The organism is Methylobacterium sp. J-030 (genome assembly GCF_022829545.1).
In the GTDB taxonomy this organism is placed as follows: Bacteria; Pseudomonadota; Alphaproteobacteria; order Rhizobiales; family Beijerinckiaceae; genus Methylobacterium.
The window spans coordinates 43,349-60,274 of sequence record NZ_JAKSYM010000376.1; the positions used below are offsets into that span (position 1 = coordinate 43,349).

Sequence of the window (16,926 nt, forward strand, 5' to 3'; positions counted from 1 at the left end):
AGAGTTGTACGATCGCGCCTCGTCGGACCCTAAAGCGGCTTGACGCCCACCGCCTTCGCCAACCAAGCTGTCGCAGCCCAAGACCGTGCGCAGGCCCTGGACCATACCGGGGGTGCTTCTACGACGCCGAAACACATAAACGAAAAGGGACAAACAATGGGGGGCACGACAGCGCAAGAATTTTCCGAAGATCTTTTCGCGAAAGCATACAGATATCAAATCAGCCTTCAGCTCCTGGTCAAAGAGTGTGAGTTAAAGGATGCGGCCCTCCGGAAACTGGAAGGCGAGGTTTTTGAGCTGCGGACGCGGGAGCAAAATATAAAGGCGGACAACACACGCCTCAAGCAAGCAGTCCTGTTTTCCGAACAGGTTCAATCTGACGCTCAGGCAGCGGATGAACGCGCGAAAACAGCCGACATAGTTTTGGATGCTGTCATCAAAAGCTTACGGCCACTCGGACTCGACAAGAAAAAATTTCGCCGAGCGATAGCCGATATCGGCCGCCAAATACCAAACGGCGGACCTCAAGCGTCGCAACATTTTGCACTGCTCAACGCAGCCAGGAAAGTCTTGTCGCGGGAGTTATAGCATATCTTCATCTAATTAACGGATCTCATATTGCCCTCTGCAACACATAACTCATGCTTGCTACAATTCATCTGAAGTATTCTCTGTGCGATTAAGCAGAGGACATCTTCATAACTGCTCATTGTAGCTAGTTTTTTTCGCGGGAGATCAAGCTAGAGATGGAAACTGAAATCCTAACCACTTTTATGTCGCTTCTTGGTATCAGAGAAAAGCTGGAAACCAGGCCTCATCTATACTCGGACGAACTAAATTTTCTCTCTTTTGCTGCGAAATATGCACCCTACTCGAACTCGCAAGTTCTTCAGGATCTGTGGGTCTTATATGAAACTAGAGAAAAGCGTGATGGTTATTTTGTGGAATTTGGCATCTGCGACGGCAAAACATTGAGCAATACGCTTCTCTTGGAGAAGATGTATGGTTGGCAAGGAGCAGTCGCCGAGCCGGGTCGAATTTGGCACAAGAAACTCTACTCCAACCGCTCTTGCTTCATATCAAATAAGTGCGTTTATAAAGAGAGCGGCTTAACGTTGAGCTTTCATGAAACAGATGTCACAGAGCTCTCGACCCTCGATAGCTTCGCAGATGCCGATTTTCAGTCTTCACATCGGACAGGCGGCGCACGTTATGACGTCGAAACCATATCACTCAGTGATTTTCTAGCATCAGCCAAAGCGCCCAAGAATATAGATTATCTGAGCGTCGACATAGAAGGGGGCGAATTCGACGTCTTGAACAGCTTTGATTTTTCAGAATACGATATTAAACTCCTTAATGTGGAGCATAATTATTCAGACAGGCGGCAAGACATCTACGATGTCCTCAGCCGATGGGGATACCGGAGGAAATTTTCAGCCTTCTCCATGTTCGACGATTGGTATGTTAAATATGGCGAGGCAGTGTGAACGATCGATAGCCGGGAGGAGTGATGCATGTCTGCCAAAAAGGCGATCCCTATCCTCGACACGATGATCGATCTGTTTGCGCTCATGGGCGCAGGCAACGCTCTTGGATTACAGGTTAAGGAAATCGCGAGACGCATCTATCTTGTCCAACACGAGATTGAGTGGACCGCAGATCTTGCTTTAGCCGCTAGCAAAATGCGGGCAATGTCGTCGATGTACGCGATGAAATACATCCCCGATGGTGGGTGCGAAGCGTTCCGCGCGCATAATGAGGCTCATCTCGATAAACTGCGAGCGGCTTTTATTGAATTCCGAGCCCATGTCCTCCGTCAAGAGAGCGCTCAAAATCATTATTCACCGTGACGAATTAAGATCAAGCATGACGAAATTAAAAAAATACTATCCGTCCACGTTAGCTTCGCCGAGCGTCCACAGAACAGCATAGTCCCGGTTGAGGATCGCGAGCTGGCGCGTCGCCGCGCGCAGCATGTTGCGCCAGACTGGGAGCGGGCGGAATCCTAGAGAGATGCCGAGGGACTTCTCAACGGCACGCGCAGCTGCTTCGGTGCAGTCCTTAGCAATATGAGCATGGCCGTCGCTGTAGCGTCGCTTGAGCGATCCGTCGCGCGAATGGTAGACCCGCGGAATCGGGACGAAAGTGTAGCCGGCCTGATGCGTCCGTGCCTCTAGGGCCTTGTCGAGCAGGAACCAGGCAACGAGTCGTTCGGCCAGCGTGCCGACGTTGGGCAGTATAGGATTCGGCACCAACGGATCGATAGGCGGAACAATTCCCATCACACAGATCTTCGGTCGATGTCGGAATTGGTTTGTTGCATCGGTGAGAGCCGTGACGTACCGCGTCGCTAGATCATCGGCTTCAGTCTGAAGGGACAAACCTTTCGAAGCGGCGATCCGCAGCATATGGCATCGAACATCAACTTCGCCGAAGACGAAAATAATAACATCATCCGGTTCGAACTGGGTCTGCCGGAGCATATCCGCGGCGCCATCGCGACCGACGCGATGCATAGTACGTCCAGGAATGCAATGGAGATCGGCGTTCTCAGTCCTGGCAAAAAGATAATTGCCGTGACTATCGCCAAAGATATGCGCGCGCATGCTTCCACACCCACAAGGCAGGTATCTCGTAAAAGATTTTGCGCGCTGAATATGTGATGGAAACACAACACCGCGCCGAATATGTAAGACTGCAGTGATGAAGAACTGGTCCTGCGCATCCTTCATGGCGAGTGGAGGGGATCTGACCGGCTGATACGCGGATTTGACCTCGGCGAGTTCGTCATCACCGACTGGGCTTGAACTGCCCAGCGCGAGGGTCGGTGGCGAATTGCCTCCCCCAGAATACTCTTGCGGCGAAGAGAGCCCAGATACTTGCGCGGTTATAACCTCCGCGCCTGTCGTACTGCTCCCCCCTTTGGACCGAGCAGGGGGCACAGGTCACGAAGTCATCGGTGCAAGCCTATCGGTAAGGCTATCTTAACCGATCCTGACCGCCGCACAGGGGCGGGGTGGGATCTTTCGCGGCGTCCGCCACCGACATCGCGGGTTCACTATCAAGACGATTTCTGTCGTCTGGGAGAGCCAGCAGCCCGGCTCGCCCGTGTCGTTCGTCGCCCATCGTTACGGCCTTTCGCTGAGCCCGCTGTTCTCACCTGTGCAAGTGCGCCCCAGAGGCAGCGTCATGCGAACTCAGGCGACAGCAAAAGCTCGAGATCGGCCTGCGTCATCGCGAGGATCGACGCGCCGTCCTGGTCGAAGAGCGACTGCGCCAGCGCGCTCTTGCGCTCCTTGAGGATCTCCATTTTCTCCTCGATGGTTCCGCTCGCCAAGAGCTTGTGCACGAAGACCGGCTTGGTCTGTCCGATCCGGTGGGCCCGATCGACCGCCTGATCTTCCACGGCTGGGTTCCACCAGGGGTCGTAGAGGATCACGGTGTCGGCCGCGGTCAGGTTGAGACCGGTCCCCCCGGCCTTCAGGCTGACGAGGAAGACGCTGACAGAGCCTCCCTCGAACAGCCGGATGGCCGCCTCTCGATCCCGGGTTGCTCCTGTCAGGAGCGCGTAGCGGATTGCCCGCTCGGTGAGCCGTTCCTCGATCAGGCGTAGCATCGAGGTGAATTGCGAGAAGACAAGGATGCGCCGCCCCTCCGCGAGCAGCTCTGTCAGCATCTCCTCCAGGCGGTCGAGCTTGGCCGACCCGGCACCGGCCAACCGCGCCGCCGGCTTACGCGCCGTGTTTCGCTTCGGCGGCGGGATCTCGCTGTCCGAGCTATTCGCGCTGCCCGGCTTCAGAAGGCGTGGATCGCAGCACGCTTGGCGCAGCTTCAGCAGAGCATCGAGGATGACGATCCGACTGCGTGCCCAGCCGCGCTCGGCGATCGCGGCGCGGACGCGCGCATGCATGGACAGCCGGATCGCCTCGTAGACGTCGCGCTGCGCGCCGTGCAGGTCGATGCGTTCGACGATCTCGGTCTTCGGCGGCAGTTCGCGGGCGACCGCTTCCTTGGTCCGACGCAGCAGGAACGGCTTGACGCGGCGGGCCAGCACCTGGCTGCGCTCGCGGTCGCCGTGCTTCTCGATCGGGTTGCGCCAGACTCGAGCGAAGCTCTTGCGGTCACCCAGCAGACCGGGGCAGGCGAAGGCGAACAGGGACCACAGCTCGTCGAGATTGTTCTCCAGCGGGGTACCGGTCATGCACACGCGGTGGGCCGCCTCGATCCCGAGCAGCAGCTTCGTCGTCGCGGCATCCGGGTTCTTGATCGTCTGCGCCTCATCGAGCAGCAGCAGCGGCCAAGTGCGCGCTGCCAGCACGGCGTGATCGCGGGCGATCAGCGGGTAGGTCGTCAACACCACGTCGCTGTCAGGGATCGCGCCGAATCGATCGGCGCGATCGTGGCCGTGGAGGGTCAGGACGCGCAAGCTCGGCGCGAAGCGCTCCGCCTCCCGGCGCCAGTTCGCCATCAAGCTGGTGGGCGCGACCACCAGGGCCGGGCCGGCGAGCCGAACCTGTGCCTTCTCGACCGCGATCAGTGCCAGGGCTTGCACCGTCTTGCCGAGACCCATGTCGTCCGCGAGCACGCCGCCGAAACCGAGCTCGCCGAGGAAGGTGAGCCACGAGACGCCCTCGTGCTGATAGGGGCGCAGGGTCGCGCGGAAGTCGAGCGGCAGCACAGCCGGCGGGATCCCGCCGGCCGCACCGAGCCTGCGCCCCATCTCGCGCACGCGCTCGCCGCCCCGCCAGATCGTATCGGGCAGCGCTGCCTCGAACTCCGCGAGCCCCACGGCGGCCGCACGGCCGAGGCGCAGGCAACCATCTCCCGCCCCACGGCCGAGCGCGAGATCGCGGATCGCCGCGACGATCGGTTTGAGCCGCGTTGCCGGGAGGGCGAGGATGCGTCCGTCACGCAGAGGCAGGTAGGCGGCCTCGTCATCCTCCGCCAAGGTGTCCATCATCGCGAGATCGAAGCCGGGCGCGGTGATCATCGCGACGATCGGACCGATCAGGTCGATCCGCTCGCCGTCGACCAAGGTGCCAAGATGGAGTTCGAGCCAGTCGATGCCCGCCCCCTCGCGGATCTCAGCCTCGAAACCGGCGCCCGCCCGCAGCAACCGGCCTGGAAAGTCGTCGGCGACCGCGATCTCCCACCCCTCCGCCCGAAGCCGGGGCAGGACGTGGAACTGCGCGTCGAGCCAGGCGAGATCGTCGCCGTCCGGGACGAAGTCGCGCGCGTGCGCGTCGGGAACCCGGGCGCGCCGCTCGGGCAGCGGGACGAACTCGTTCGCCAAGAGGTCGGCGACGGCCCGACGCTCCGCGTCCGCGTCGCGGTGGATCTCGACCAAGCGTCCGGCCGTGAGCCGCGTGACCACGGGATGGGCTTCGCCAAGGGGAATGATCACGGGACCGTAGCGGAAGGAGAGGCGGCCCAGCCCGATCCGCTCGGGCGCGGGCGGTGTGCCATAGCCGAAGTAGCTGTAGGGTGACGCCCTCTCTGGCGGCAGATCGGCGGCGAACAGGCGCAGGACCGGGATCGGCGTAATGCCGGTCACACGCTCCCGCTGGGGTTCCGGTGCCGCCGCAGCGGTGAGGCTGGGCGCGCGCTGGGTCAAGGCGGCGTTGAACGCCGCGACTGCGGTTCCGGGCACCTCCGGCGCGGCCAGCAGCGTCGCGGCGATCCGCGGCGGATAGCCCGTCTCGACGACCCCGATTACACCCTCCTCGGAGTCGACATAGACCGGCGGCGTGGCGGCGAGCGCGTGGCCTCGGCCCTCGAGTTCGATCCGAGGCACCAGGGCGGCCTCGCCCGCTGGTTGCCAGACGATCCGCCCCGATCGCGGCGGTCCCGACGCGAGAACCGGTCCGGCCAGATCCGACCAGCGGGCTCGGCCGGTTGCGAGGATCTCAGCGAGGATCGCCGCCCCCGCGTCGCAGGCGAGGCTGATGGCGCCTCCCGCCCCGTAGCTCCCGGAGTCGCGTCGGATCAACGTCGCCGCACGAACGATCCTCAGATCTGAAGGCCGCAGGAACTTGGCAGGAGTGCCAGACACCGCGCTCACGTCGTATGGGCGGCTGCTCTGCGAAAATCGGCCGTCCTTGAACAACCGCGCCGAGATGAGGCGGACGCCGAGCCGCGCAACACCCTGGCCCCTCGGGATCGGGCTGAGAAGGTAGATGAGGCGCTGCGCGATGCTGCCGGGGTAGCTCTCCTCGGCTGTGGCTTGAGCGCGGGCGAGATCATCCAGCCACGCGGCCAAGCCCGGTATTGCGATCGCACTTTGGTTGGCCGGGGTGACGGCGCGCGGCGACGGCCCGGTGAGGAGCCGAGCGACGCGCTCCTCAGACGTGAGGCCAGGAACGCGCGGCATCGCGTGGAGGCCGTAGAGGAGCACGGCCGCGACATGCTTGCAGTTGAAGCCGACTGGGCACGTGCATTCCCCCGCGATGCTGACACCGCCGCGCCCGTCCCCGATGTCGATCGTCTGCTCGTAGGGCCGGGGGTCCGTGCCGAGAACCCGCCCGAACACGACCTCATCGTCCCGCTCGTAGGCGAGGACCCGGCCATCTCGCAGATACTGCCGCCCAGCCTCGAGGGCGTTCCGCCCGACCTCGCTGAGGATATGCTTCTCGCCGAAACGCTCCATAGGATTACCGCGGGGCCTCCTCGAAGCGCCGACCTCGAATTCATTCGACGGGAGCGAGAGGACCGTTGTCAATCAGGGACGCACCAAGTGCGGAATCCCACCACGGCCATCTCTCCGTTGATGCCCACAGCCTCACCTACAGTTAGGATCCGTAGAGCTTCTCATGCCATCGGCCATCAGTATGCGCGACCTGAAGAGACTGTCAGTCGGTGCGATCCAGGCTTTGCCCCATGCGGTCCCGATCAAGAACGGCACCGCGACAGTGGGGGTTTTGTCCCCGATCCACACGCTCTCGCGTGAGTACATGAGCAAGGTGTTGGCGGACATCGAAGCCGCAGCGGCGCGGCGCTCGTCCGAACAGGAGGCGGCAGTCGAGCAATTGCTGGCGGAGCGGGGCATTGAGTGATGCCACAGGAGGCGAGGACCGGACCGCGAACGCCGTCCTCGATCCTCGTCGTCGACGCGAACATCATCTTGCGTGTCGTCCTCGGCCGCCGCTCGCAGCCAGTAGTCGCAGAGGTGATCGGGGCCCGCAGCGTCGTGACCTCGGCGCATGCGGCTGAGGAGGTCCGACAGGTTCTGCGCTCGGTCCCGCGATTGCCGTCGGAGGCCCCTGAGCTCGCCGGAGCGCTGCTGGTCGGCATTGAGGTGGCGTCAGCGGTGGTTCTACGCCGATCGCCTCGATACGGCTTCGCGCATCCTTCCTGACACGCAGGCACGGGCTGGCCGTCGTGGTCGCGAATCTACAGCGCGATCGGCGCGGAACCGAAGGTTCTCTCGGCCGAGGCGTCGCTGGCATCCGGCAAACCCAGTTATTAACCCACCTGTCAGCGGGGCCCCCTCAGCCGCCCATTGCGATCGCGACACGCTGAACGTCGCCCCGCCGATCGCGGCGGGTGTGATAGGCGCCCCCCGCCGTCACCAAAGCGGCATTCCTCTCTTCAACGCCGCAGTGATCACGCGCCGGCAGGCGAGCTGCCGGCGGTCCGCGTCTGAGACCGACACTCACGCTCGATCGCGACGGCGTGACGGACGACGAGTCGTCCGGCCGCTCGGCTCCGCTCGAGCGTCAGGCGGCGGGAAGGGCGTTGAGGCCGGGACGTGGATGACGCGGCGACCATCCTCGATCGTCACGCGGTGTCCCTCACCGACCGATGCGATCGTCTCCCCGACGACAGTCGCTGGTTCGGCGTCGTATCGCCCTCTTACGCCCCGCATGCTTTCGCGGCTTCGCCGGGTAGGCGGCCGGACCCGCCGCAGCCAATCCGTGAGGTAGTGCAGGGCGTAGCTCGTCGCGTCGACCTGATCGTCGTGGCGCCCGTTCGGGAACGCCAACAGCTCGCTCTCATAGGCGCCGAGCCACGGTGCCTCAGCGGGCAGGTGCACCCGCCCTTCCTCAAAGCGCGCCGACTGCGCCTCACAACGCGCCACCTTGTCGAGGCGGGCCGGCAGCAGGATCGGCCGCAGCGGACTCGTGCGGCGAAGATCCTGCAACAACGCGTGTCCGAGCGCCGTTTTCTCGATCAAGGTCACGTCGGCGTCCCAGCGCGCGTGCAACTCCAGCACGGCGCGCCGCAGCTGATGGAACTCGAAGCGCTTCCTGACGACATCGAGCAAGAAGAAGTCCTGCTCGCGCACGCCCCACACTTGTCCGACGGACCAATCGCTCATCTCGCCCAGCGTCGACGCTGTATCCCAAGAGACGATGATGCGGTCGAGCAACGCCGGCTGTGATTAGGCGTGGAATAAGGACCCCGTTTTCGGGGTGATCGGCGTCCAAACGGGACCCCCAGGACAAGTCATCCACACTGCCTTCCGGCTCGAACGGGAGGCTTGCGCGGGATGTTGGTCGTGGAGACGGTCGCAAAGATCCGGCGCGCGTACTTCGTGCAGCAGAAGCCGATCAAGCAGATCTGCCGGGAGCTGAGGGTCTCACGCAAGGTCGTGCGCAAGGTCATCCGCTCCGAGGCGACGGCGTTCCAATACACCCGCGCCGTTCAACCTGCCCCAAAGCTTGGATCGTGGCGGGGCGAGCTCGACCGGATGCTCCTGGCGAACGCCAGCACGGCGCGGCGTGAGCGACTGACGCTGATGCGTATCTACGAGGCCCTGCGCGGGCTCGGCTACGAGGGCGGCTACGACGCGGTGCGCCGCTACGCCAAGGGCTGGAAGCGTGAGCGTACCGCGGTCACAGCCCAGGCGTTCGTGCCGCTCTCCTTCGCGCCGGGCGAGGCCTACCAGTTCGACTGGAGCCACGAGACGGTGCTGATCGGCGGCACGACCACGGAGATCAAGGTCGCCCACGTCCGGCTCTGCCACTCGCGCATGCCGTTCGTGCGGGCCTACCCACGCGAGAGCCAGGAGATGGTGTTCGACGCCCACGACCGGGCGTTCGCCTTCTTCCGCGGCGTCTGCCAGCGCGGGATCTACGACAACATGAAGACCGCCGTGGACGCGATCTTCGTCGGACGTGAGCGCGCCTACAATCGCCGCTTCCTGCAGATGTGCTCGCACTACCTCGTCGAGCCGGTGGCCTGCACACCGGCCTCGGGCTGGGAGAAGGGGCAGGTCGAGAACCAGGTCGGATTGTTGCGCGAGCGCCTGTTCACGCCGCGCATCCGGGTGAGGAGCTACGACGAGCTGAACGCCCTGCTGCTCGACGGGGTGATCGCCTACGCCAAGGCCCACCCGCATCCCGAGCAGCCCGACCGGACCGTGTGGCAGGCCTTTGAGGCCGAGCGGGCAGCCTTGGTCCCTTATGCCGGCCGCTTCGACGGCTTTCACGCTGTGCCGGCGGCCGTGTCCTCGACCTGTTTGGTTCGCTTCGACAACAATCGGTACTCGGTCACAGCCTCCGCCCTCGGGCGGCCGGTCGAGGTGCGCGCCTATGCTGAGCGCGTGGAGATCCGACAGGACGGGCGCATCGTCGGCGAGCATGCCCGTGGCTTCGGTCGCAACCAGACGGTGTTCGATCCCTGGCACTACGTCCCCGTGCTCGCCCGCAAGCCCGGTGCGCTCAGGAACGGCGCGCCGTTCAAGGACTGGGTGCTGCCGGCCGCCCTCGACCGGATCCGACGCATGCTCGCCGGCAGCGCCGATGGTGACCGGCAGATGGTCGAGATCCTCACCGCCGTGCTGCGCGACGGCCTGAGTGCGGTCGAGGCCGCCTGCGCCGAGGCGTTGCGTGAGGGCGTGCACTCGGCCGACGTCGTCCTCAACATCCTCGCCCGTCAGCGCGAGCCCACCGTCCCGGTCACCATCCTGACGCCTGAGAGCCTGCGGCTGCGCCATGAGCCAGTCGCCGATTGTGCCCGCTACGACAGCCTGAGGAGAGCCCCATGATGGAACGTCAGAACATCCTCGCCACCATGGGCGAGCTGAAGCTGTTCGGGATGAAGGCCGCCTACGACGAGATCATCAAGGTCGCGCTCAAGCGCACTCACGAGCCTCAACAGGTCGTCGGCGACCTGCTCCAGGCCGAGATCAGCGAGAAGCAGGCGCGCTCGATCCGCTACCAGATGACGATCGCCAAACTGCCCCTGGCCAAGGACATCGCCGAATTCGCCTTCGACGGCACCCCAATCAACGAGGGTCTGGTGCGCGACCTCGCCAGCGGCGAGTTCCTGGCTCACCAGCGCAACGTCGTGCTGGTCGGCGGCACCGGCACCGGCAAGACGCACTTGGCCATCGCTATCGTGCGAGCGTGTATCCGGGATGGGAAGCGAGGCCGGTTCTACAACGTGGTCGACCTCGTCAACCGGCTCGAAGCCGAGGCGCGTGCCGGCCGGCAGGGCCGCATCGCCGACCATCTTATGCGGCTCGACTTCGTGGTGCTGGACGAACTCGGCTACCTGCCGTTTGCGCAGTCAGGCGGCCAGTTGCTGTTCCATCTGATCAGCAAGCTCTACGAGACCACCTCGATCGTGGTGACCACCAACCTCGCCTTCGGCGAGTGGCCGAGCGTGTTCGCAGGCGACGCCAAGATGACCACGGCGTTGCTCGACCGGCTCACCCATCACTGTGAGATCGTCGAGACCGGCAACGAAAGCTGGCGCTTCAAGAACCGCGCCTGAGGTCGGCGTCCAACCTGGACAGCAGATCCGCTCAGCCGCACGGGACCCCGCTCGCGAAGGGGTCCCAATTGCACGCCGATCCGGGGTCCCGTTCCAACGCTTTTTGACAGTGGAGATGGCGACCCAGGATCGCCGCGTCCTCGACTGCGGTCTCCGCGCTGGTCCGAGCCGCAGGCTCGTCAGAGGCTAAGCGCATGAGGAGATTGAAGACGTCACGCATCGCCCTGAGGTTACCTTTGAGTGCGAGATCGCCCTGCACTCTCAGGAGTGCGACAAAGCGCGGGACGTGATACTCACGTCCGTGCTCGACGATCTTTACGGTCTCTCCGAGCCATTGGTCCGCGGCCATCCCGCTGAGCGTCGAGATGTTAAGGCTCCCTTTCGGCCTCCCCTTCGGATTGCCGCTTTGGCCTTTACGAAATTGGCTGTGTTTGGGCGGCCGCTTGTACCCGACGCGCTCCCCATGGTCCGTCGCTTGGGGGGAGGGGCTCGCCTGACCGAAGTCGGCTGGCGGCTGATCATCATAGGACATAATACACTCCTGCACATTCGAGCCTTTCCCATCAGGAAAGGGAGGATTGTGCTGGAATGCCGCACCGCACGAAGCGATGACGAGTGGCCCACAGAGTCGGGCCCCTAATTCCCAGCTATAGTACAGTCCAAATCACAGGACTGCGTGACCATTACGGTTTTATACGTCGCATCTGGGATGTCAAGCGCGAAAACCCGCTGACATTTATTTCCGATCTCGGCGGCAAGACGATAACAATCGTTACCTGATCTGGAGTAATAGCCTCAGAATCAAGTTTGCGGCTTATCTTATTTCATGATGACCTGCGGCCGCTGGCTGGCGGCCGCACGCTTACGAGGTCGGCGAGCGCGAGCGCTCCCTCGCCCGCACAGGGGTCCGCCCGGTCATTCCCGATGGCCGCGCGGACGCCCGTTCCACCTTCGCGCTCTGCTGCTCCTCGCGGGAGCGCCGCTCCATCAGTTGCGCGAGGCTCAACCCGGTCTCGATATGCACCGCATCGCGGCCGGAGGCTGCCTCGAAGCGTCGGATCGCCACGTGGGCATAGCGCGGTTCGTACTCTATCGCCCGGACCCGACGCCCGATCCGCTCGCCGGCTAAGATCGTGGTGCCCGAGCCCACGAAAGTGTCGAGCACGATGGCGTCACGTCCGCTGACGTCCTTGAGCGCATCGGCCACGAGCGTAAGAGGCTTGACCGTCGGATGGTCCGCGATATCGTCGAGGCGACCGGCCCGGAACCCGTTGGCACCAGCATATGTCCAGACGTTGGTACGATTTCGACCGAACCGTCCCATCTGTACGTTGTCACGATGAGGCTCTTGCCCGACTCGGAATACCCCGATCATCTCGTGCTGGCTGCGATACAAGCCTCCTTGTCCAGCATTGGTCTTCACCCACGTGACCAAGTTCAGAAATGCGCCGTAAACGCGCTCACCGGCCTCGATCAGGTCTCTAATATGTTTCCAGTCGATCGAGACGAAGTGCACCGCTCCGGGCTTCGAAACCCGAGCGGCGTTGCCGAGAGCCGCTTCCAGAAAAGCTACGAACTCCGCGCGGCTCATCTCGCCCGAGGCGAAGGCGAACTCGGCGTGACGGGCTTGACCCCGCCCTCCGATCGAGCGGACCGGTAAGTTATAGGGTGGGTCTACGAAGGCAGCCTCTGCCTTCTCGCCCGCCATCAGGCGGTCGAGGAGGTCAGGATCGCGGGCATCGCCGATGGCGAGGCGATGTGCCCCGAGGGCGAAGATGTCGCCGCGACGAAGCTGTGTTTCCGACGTCGCCAGGGCTGGATCAAGGGTGTCATCGACCTCGCCTCCGTCGTCCTCGAAGTCGATCACGAGCGCATCGAGCTCGGCGATCTCGAAGCCGGTGTCGTTGAGCGTCAGCCCAGCCTCCTCGAAGAGCAGTGTCAGCTCGGGGACTTGATCGGCCAGGGCTTTGCGGTCGAGACGGGCATCCAGACCGATGCGGTTGTCGCTCAGGAGGAAGGTGCGCTTCTGCGCCTCGGTCAGGTTGAAGACCTGAACCACCGGCATGCTCGCGCACCCGAGCGATTTGGCGGCAGCGAGGCGGGCATGCCCCGCGAGGATGACGTAGTGCTCGTCGATGATCGCCGGCGCCAGCTGCCCCGTGACCTCGATGCCACGACTCAGCTTGCTCACCTGCCGCGTCGAATGAACCTGCACGCGGTGCGGGTTCTCCGTGAGCATGCGGAGCGGCGCGAGCCCGTAGCGCCCTTCTAACCCTGGGCCAACAGCAACGCGCGGCGCCTCATCGAGCGCGATCGCGTTAGCCGGCGAGGGGGGAAGCCCTGTCTTGGATGGAATGGGGATGTTTTCTCTTCGAGTCATGATTGCCTCCAAAGCTCATGCAGCAATGGAGACCGGGGCTGACTGAAAGGAAAAACGGCAGCGCGCAGCCATCAGTCGGCGCTCGACCTGCGAGATCGAGCGTACCTGACCGATGCTGCTCAGGGCTCGATTGCCCCGTGCTGCTTCATAGTGCCTGCGGACTGCCGACCTTCCTAGGTCGACCGGCCTCGTGCGCCTCGCCCTACAAGGTAGTCCGGCGCGCAACACGTGCCTCTATGCCGGATCGCCGTCCGGACTGCAACTTAAAATGCCGCCGGCTCTGTAGATCAATTCCATCGCACGCCCCCTCGAGCGACGGCGCGAAATCGAAGCTCCGCTCCCATGCACAGGCAGCTGGATCCAGAGCGACACAACCCCATCCCTACTGAGCTCGCCGCACACCTGCCGCGCCACATCAGTCACGCTCCGATGCAACCGACTCGGTATTCGATTTGACGAAGCGCCCTCAGCAGATTTCTTTGCAAAATAGGACTGGACTGCACGGCGGATTGGAGCGTTACTAGTCCCAACACGAAGCAACCTCGACGTAAATAGAGGCAAACTTTCGATAATATCTATCCTTCTATGAACGATTTATACGCGAGCAGCTGGTTCATAGTTAGTCGTACGCTCAATCAAATTCAGATCGGATTGATATTCGATCAATACACTGCCGCAGCGCCTGATCGATGCCCGATACCCCCAATCTCCTGATCAACAGCAGGCTCCATCCTACGCGGCGGCTCCTACTGCATCGATAGCAGGACAATAGAAGAGATCGGGACCGAGCTCCGAGACTGACCAACGAGCTTAGCTGTCGCCGAAGAGACTGCCCCCATTCTCATAGCCCCGCCGGCTCTGACAGCCGCATGCGGGGCCGGGGTGGTGGCGGGGCAGGTCCCGCCGCGAGGCCAGACGCTTGCCCATGTTTCACCTTCTCTCCACCCGCTGTCCCGAATCCAATGGTTTGCATTCGGATCGGTCCACCCGCACCCTAGCTCAGCAAAGCCAGACTGCCGAGCCGGCGGCCGCGATCGCCCACTTGAATACGGGGGCTTGAGACGGCCATGTCGAAGCGTACCCTCTCCTGGGCCGCGGCTCTGCGCGACCTGAAGGCGGATCGGATCGTCAGATCGTCTGTCCGCGAAGAACGCCTGCGCTCCAGCGCAGGTCTGCGCGGCACTCCACCGGTCCCCCTCAGCGTCTGGCGCGGCACCTCGGGACGCCGTTACGTCGTCGTGGTCCACCGACTCGATCAGCCCGATCTCGTCGCGGATCACGCGGCGGTCGTCCTCGCGGTGCGCCGCGATGCCGAGGGGCAATCCAGCCTCGTCGCGATCCGCGCTTGCGAGCCCGGCGACCCCGGCTACCTCGGCTGGCTCGCCGCCTGCGCGCAACGGGGCGCCGCCGAGCTGCACGCCTATCGCCTCGCTGAGACGGCAGCGGACCGCAGGGCGATCGCTGCGGACTTGGTGCTTCCGATAGAGACGCCGAGCGCGGAGGCGCGGCGATGATGCGCCGGGAGTTTACCAAGGCGGTCCAGCGCGCCGCCCTCGCACGCGCCGGCGGGCGCTGCGAGGGTGTGCTCGCGGACGGCAGCTGCTGCCCGTGCACCCTGCAGGTCGGACGCTTTCACTACGACCACATCATCCCAGCCGCCCTGACCGAGGACGCGTCGCTCGACAACTGCCAAGTCCTCTGTCGTCCCTGCCATGCAGCCAAAACCGTGATCGATGTCGGCATCATCGCGCGTGTGCGTCGCCAACGCGACCGGCACGTCGGCATCACCGACCCGCACCGCCAGCCACTTCCGGGCAGCCGCGCCAGCCCGTTCAAGCGGCTGATCGGCGGCGGTCTCGTCCGGCGGGACACCGGTGAACGTCTGCGATGAGGTCGAAGTTCGCCTTCATCCGCCGCACCCGCTGGCGCGGCATCTACACTGATATGAAGGCCGGAGTGGCGGCGATCATTGCAGACTTGAGCATGCCTATACCAGAGACAATAACATGACCGGACTAAGCACAGGAGCCGTCACCGATCTGTGACAGCGCAGCCACACCGGCAGCTGTGCAGCACTTCGATCCCCTCGACGAGCCTACATCGCTGGTTCATGGAACAAGAGTCCATGGTCGGATGACGCGATGTACCCGCTCTGCCCCACAATCTTCGTAGGAGATGACATCACCGCACGGTGGGCCGTGCTCCGACCCGAACTGTTTCAAGAGCCAACTGGTCTTGCCCGCGGGATCGCAGGACAGGGTGTGCACGACATGAGGCTGCGGATCCGCTCCGACATCACCGCCTCCGGCGCCAAGGGCCTGCATCTCCTGGTCGGCTTCAACGAATTGGTCCGCGGCGACGCCTCGGTCGAAGCGATCGTACGAGAGATCGCCGCGATGCTCACCGAGGCACGCGACCGTTACGTGAGAGTCTTCGTCGGCGCGATCCCGCCGTCCCGGCCGCGCTGGCAGCCGGGGGCGGAATTTATCGCGACCACGGTCGACGCGTGGCTGCGCGATCACGCGCGCGATTTCGGCGCGCATTTCATCGACTACTACGGTACGCTCTCAAGCGAGACAGGCGGCGTGCAGGAGGCCTTCGCTGCGGGCGACGGCGGTCTCAGCGCCGCCGGCTACGCCGCGATCGAACCGGTGATGCTATCCGCGCTCACCGCGCCAGGCCTGGAGCCGATCTACCCCCCGGACGAGACGCCAGATCAAGAGAGACGGCGCAAATTCCTGCTGCATTTCGGCCATCTCGACTCGAACACGCGTCTGCCGCGACCATTCACGCAGTTCGCCGGCAAGCCCGGGGCGACCCATTATGGCGTTCCCTTCGATGCTCTAGGCTTCCTCAATGCCACCGCCATCACGCACGAGAAGCCGCGCGGCGAGACACGGGTCTTCGTCGTCGGCGACAGCACGACGATCGACGGCGGGGCCCTCGCCAAGACTCTGCCGGCCCGCCTCGAACAGATCCTGCGGAACGACGGCCTACCAGATGCTAAAGTCTACAACTTCGGAGTGATGTCGTCCTGTGCGACACAGATGGTCCATCTGATTTGGTCACAACTCATCGACTACCGACCCGACGCGATTGTCGTGCTGAGCGGCTGCACCGACCAATTTCAGGCATGGACCTACGACCCGCGACCCGGCCACCCCTACAATGCCTACATCGTCGAACGACTCTACGACCATTTTTTTGACACGCACGTACCGGGAGCGCGCGAGGATGGTCTGAGCTACGAAGGGCTTGTCACGCTCATCTACGAGGAGCGCGAGCGCTTGCGTGCACAAACGGGTTGGCAGAGCCCGGCGTGGGAGGAGGCGGTCGTGCATTACTATCAACGCGCACTGCACCGGCTCGCAAAGCTGTCGCACGATCACGCCATTCCGATCATCGCCGGTCTGCAGCCCGCCATCATTCGCAAGAACCACCTCGCTGAGACCGAGCGAGGCATCGCATCAGCCGAGTTCCTGGCCTACTTCGATCGTCAGTACGGGCGCCTCGAGGCGTTCTACGCGCTGCTCGCCGAGCGAAGGCCATTCCGGCGCACCTTCACGGCGGTTGACCTCGGCAGCATCTTCCTCGACCGGGAAGCGGCGACCTTCAACGACATCGTTCACTATGACGACGCGGGGCGCCAAATCGTTGCCGAGCGTATCGCGCGCGAGGTGTCGGCGGCGCTCGTGCGGGCGCGGCCCCCGAGTTTGCGCGACCGGGCCCTACGCCTCCTGCGGCGCGGATAAGCCGGATCACCCACGCAAGCAGCTTTCGAGTGCCATCTCCGCTTGTTGATCGCCACGAACGACCAAAGTCGC

General features: G+C 63.5%; 13 protein-coding genes and 1 pseudogene. 9 read left to right on the forward strand and 5 right to left on the reverse strand.

Translation table 11 applies throughout. The features are described 5' to 3' along the window. Positions 1-39: 39 nt before the first annotated feature. The 3 genes from MKK75_RS30735 to MKK75_RS30745 all read left to right on the forward strand — a co-directional run bounded on the left by MKK75_RS30735 (position 40) and on the right by MKK75_RS30745 (position 1,853). On the forward strand, positions 40-588 hold the full coding sequence (locus MKK75_RS30735) for a hypothetical protein (RefSeq protein WP_244046264.1): 549 nt from the start codon (positions 40-42) through the stop codon (positions 586-588). A gap of 158 nt (positions 589-746) precedes the next feature. After that, positions 747-1,490, forward strand: coding sequence for an FkbM family methyltransferase (locus MKK75_RS30740; protein ID WP_244046265.1), 744 nt, complete (start codon positions 747-749; stop codon positions 1,488-1,490). A gap of 27 nt (positions 1,491-1,517) precedes the next feature. Continuing rightward, a complete protein-coding gene (locus tag MKK75_RS30745) occupies positions 1,518-1,853 on the forward strand; it encodes a hypothetical protein (RefSeq protein ID WP_244046266.1) in 336 nt (111 codons plus the stop codon). Between the two features lie 36 nt (positions 1,854-1,889). On the opposite strand, the gene MKK75_RS30750 is transcribed toward MKK75_RS30745, so the two are convergent. Continuing rightward, positions 1,890-2,735 (reverse strand): hypothetical protein, encoded by an 846-nt coding sequence (locus MKK75_RS30750; RefSeq protein ID WP_244046267.1) that lies wholly within the window; start codon positions 2,733-2,735, stop codon positions 1,890-1,892. Between the two features lie 455 nt (positions 2,736-3,190). Next, positions 3,191-6,649, reverse strand: a complete 3,459-nt coding sequence (locus MKK75_RS30755) for a DEAD/DEAH box helicase (RefSeq protein WP_244046268.1) — start codon at positions 6,647-6,649, stop codon at positions 3,191-3,193. A gap of 163 nt (positions 6,650-6,812) precedes the next feature. Between MKK75_RS30755 and MKK75_RS30760 the strand changes: the two genes are divergently transcribed. After that, entirely contained in the window at positions 6,813-7,055 is a 243-nt protein-coding gene (locus tag MKK75_RS30760) for a hypothetical protein (protein WP_244046269.1), read from the forward strand. A 599-nt stretch (positions 7,056-7,654) separates the two neighbouring features. Here MKK75_RS30760 and terL read toward each other — a convergent pair. Then, positions 7,655-8,371 carry a phage terminase large subunit gene (terL, locus tag MKK75_RS30765; RefSeq protein WP_244046270.1) on the reverse strand — a complete coding sequence of 239 codons (717 nt, stop codon included), beginning with the start codon at positions 8,369-8,371 and terminating at the stop codon, positions 7,655-7,657. Positions 8,372-8,491: 120 nt separating this feature from the next. Between terL and istA the strand changes: the two are divergent. Together istA and istB are read left to right on the forward strand one after the other, a co-directional pair. Further along, a pseudogene (gene istA / locus MKK75_RS30770) lies at positions 8,492-9,985 on the forward strand (IS21 family transposase); the annotation flags it as partial. A 2-nt stretch (positions 9,986-9,987) separates the two neighbouring features. Beyond that, on the forward strand, positions 9,988-10,722 hold the full coding sequence (gene istB / locus MKK75_RS30775; protein ID WP_279594240.1) for an IS21-like element helper ATPase IstB: 735 nt from the start codon (positions 9,988-9,990) through the stop codon (positions 10,720-10,722). Positions 10,723-10,753: 31 nt separating this feature from the next. Here istB and MKK75_RS36500 read toward each other — a convergent pair whose 3' ends face one another. Then, positions 10,754-11,254 (reverse strand): DUF5681 domain-containing protein, encoded by a 501-nt coding sequence (locus MKK75_RS36500; RefSeq protein ID WP_409567635.1) that lies wholly within the window; start codon positions 11,252-11,254, stop codon positions 10,754-10,756. Between the two features lie 330 nt (positions 11,255-11,584). Continuing rightward, positions 11,585-13,102: a site-specific DNA-methyltransferase gene (locus MKK75_RS30780; RefSeq protein ID WP_244046272.1), complete on the reverse strand. Its 1,518-nt coding sequence runs from the start codon at positions 13,100-13,102 to the stop codon at positions 11,585-11,587. Between the two features lie 1,067 nt (positions 13,103-14,169). On the opposite strand from MKK75_RS30780, the gene MKK75_RS30785 reads away from it, so the two are divergent. The 3 genes from MKK75_RS30785 (at position 14,170) to MKK75_RS30795 (ending at position 16,854) form a co-directional block, all read left to right on the forward strand. Next, positions 14,170-14,616 carry a hypothetical protein gene (locus MKK75_RS30785; protein WP_244046273.1) on the forward strand — a complete coding sequence of 149 codons (447 nt, stop codon included), beginning with the start codon at positions 14,170-14,172 and terminating at the stop codon, positions 14,614-14,616. Then, positions 14,613-14,993: an HNH endonuclease gene (locus MKK75_RS30790; protein ID WP_244046274.1), complete on the forward strand. Its 381-nt coding sequence runs from the start codon at positions 14,613-14,615 to the stop codon at positions 14,991-14,993. The genes MKK75_RS30785 and MKK75_RS30790 overlap by 4 nt, the downstream gene beginning before the upstream one ends. Positions 14,994-15,243: 250 nt before the next feature. Next, the gene (locus MKK75_RS30795) at positions 15,244-16,854 is read left to right on the forward strand and encodes a GDSL-type esterase/lipase family protein (RefSeq protein WP_279594241.1); all 1,611 of its coding nucleotides are present in this window, start codon (positions 15,244-15,246) and stop codon (positions 16,852-16,854) included. Positions 16,855-16,926: the final 72 nt, after the last annotated feature.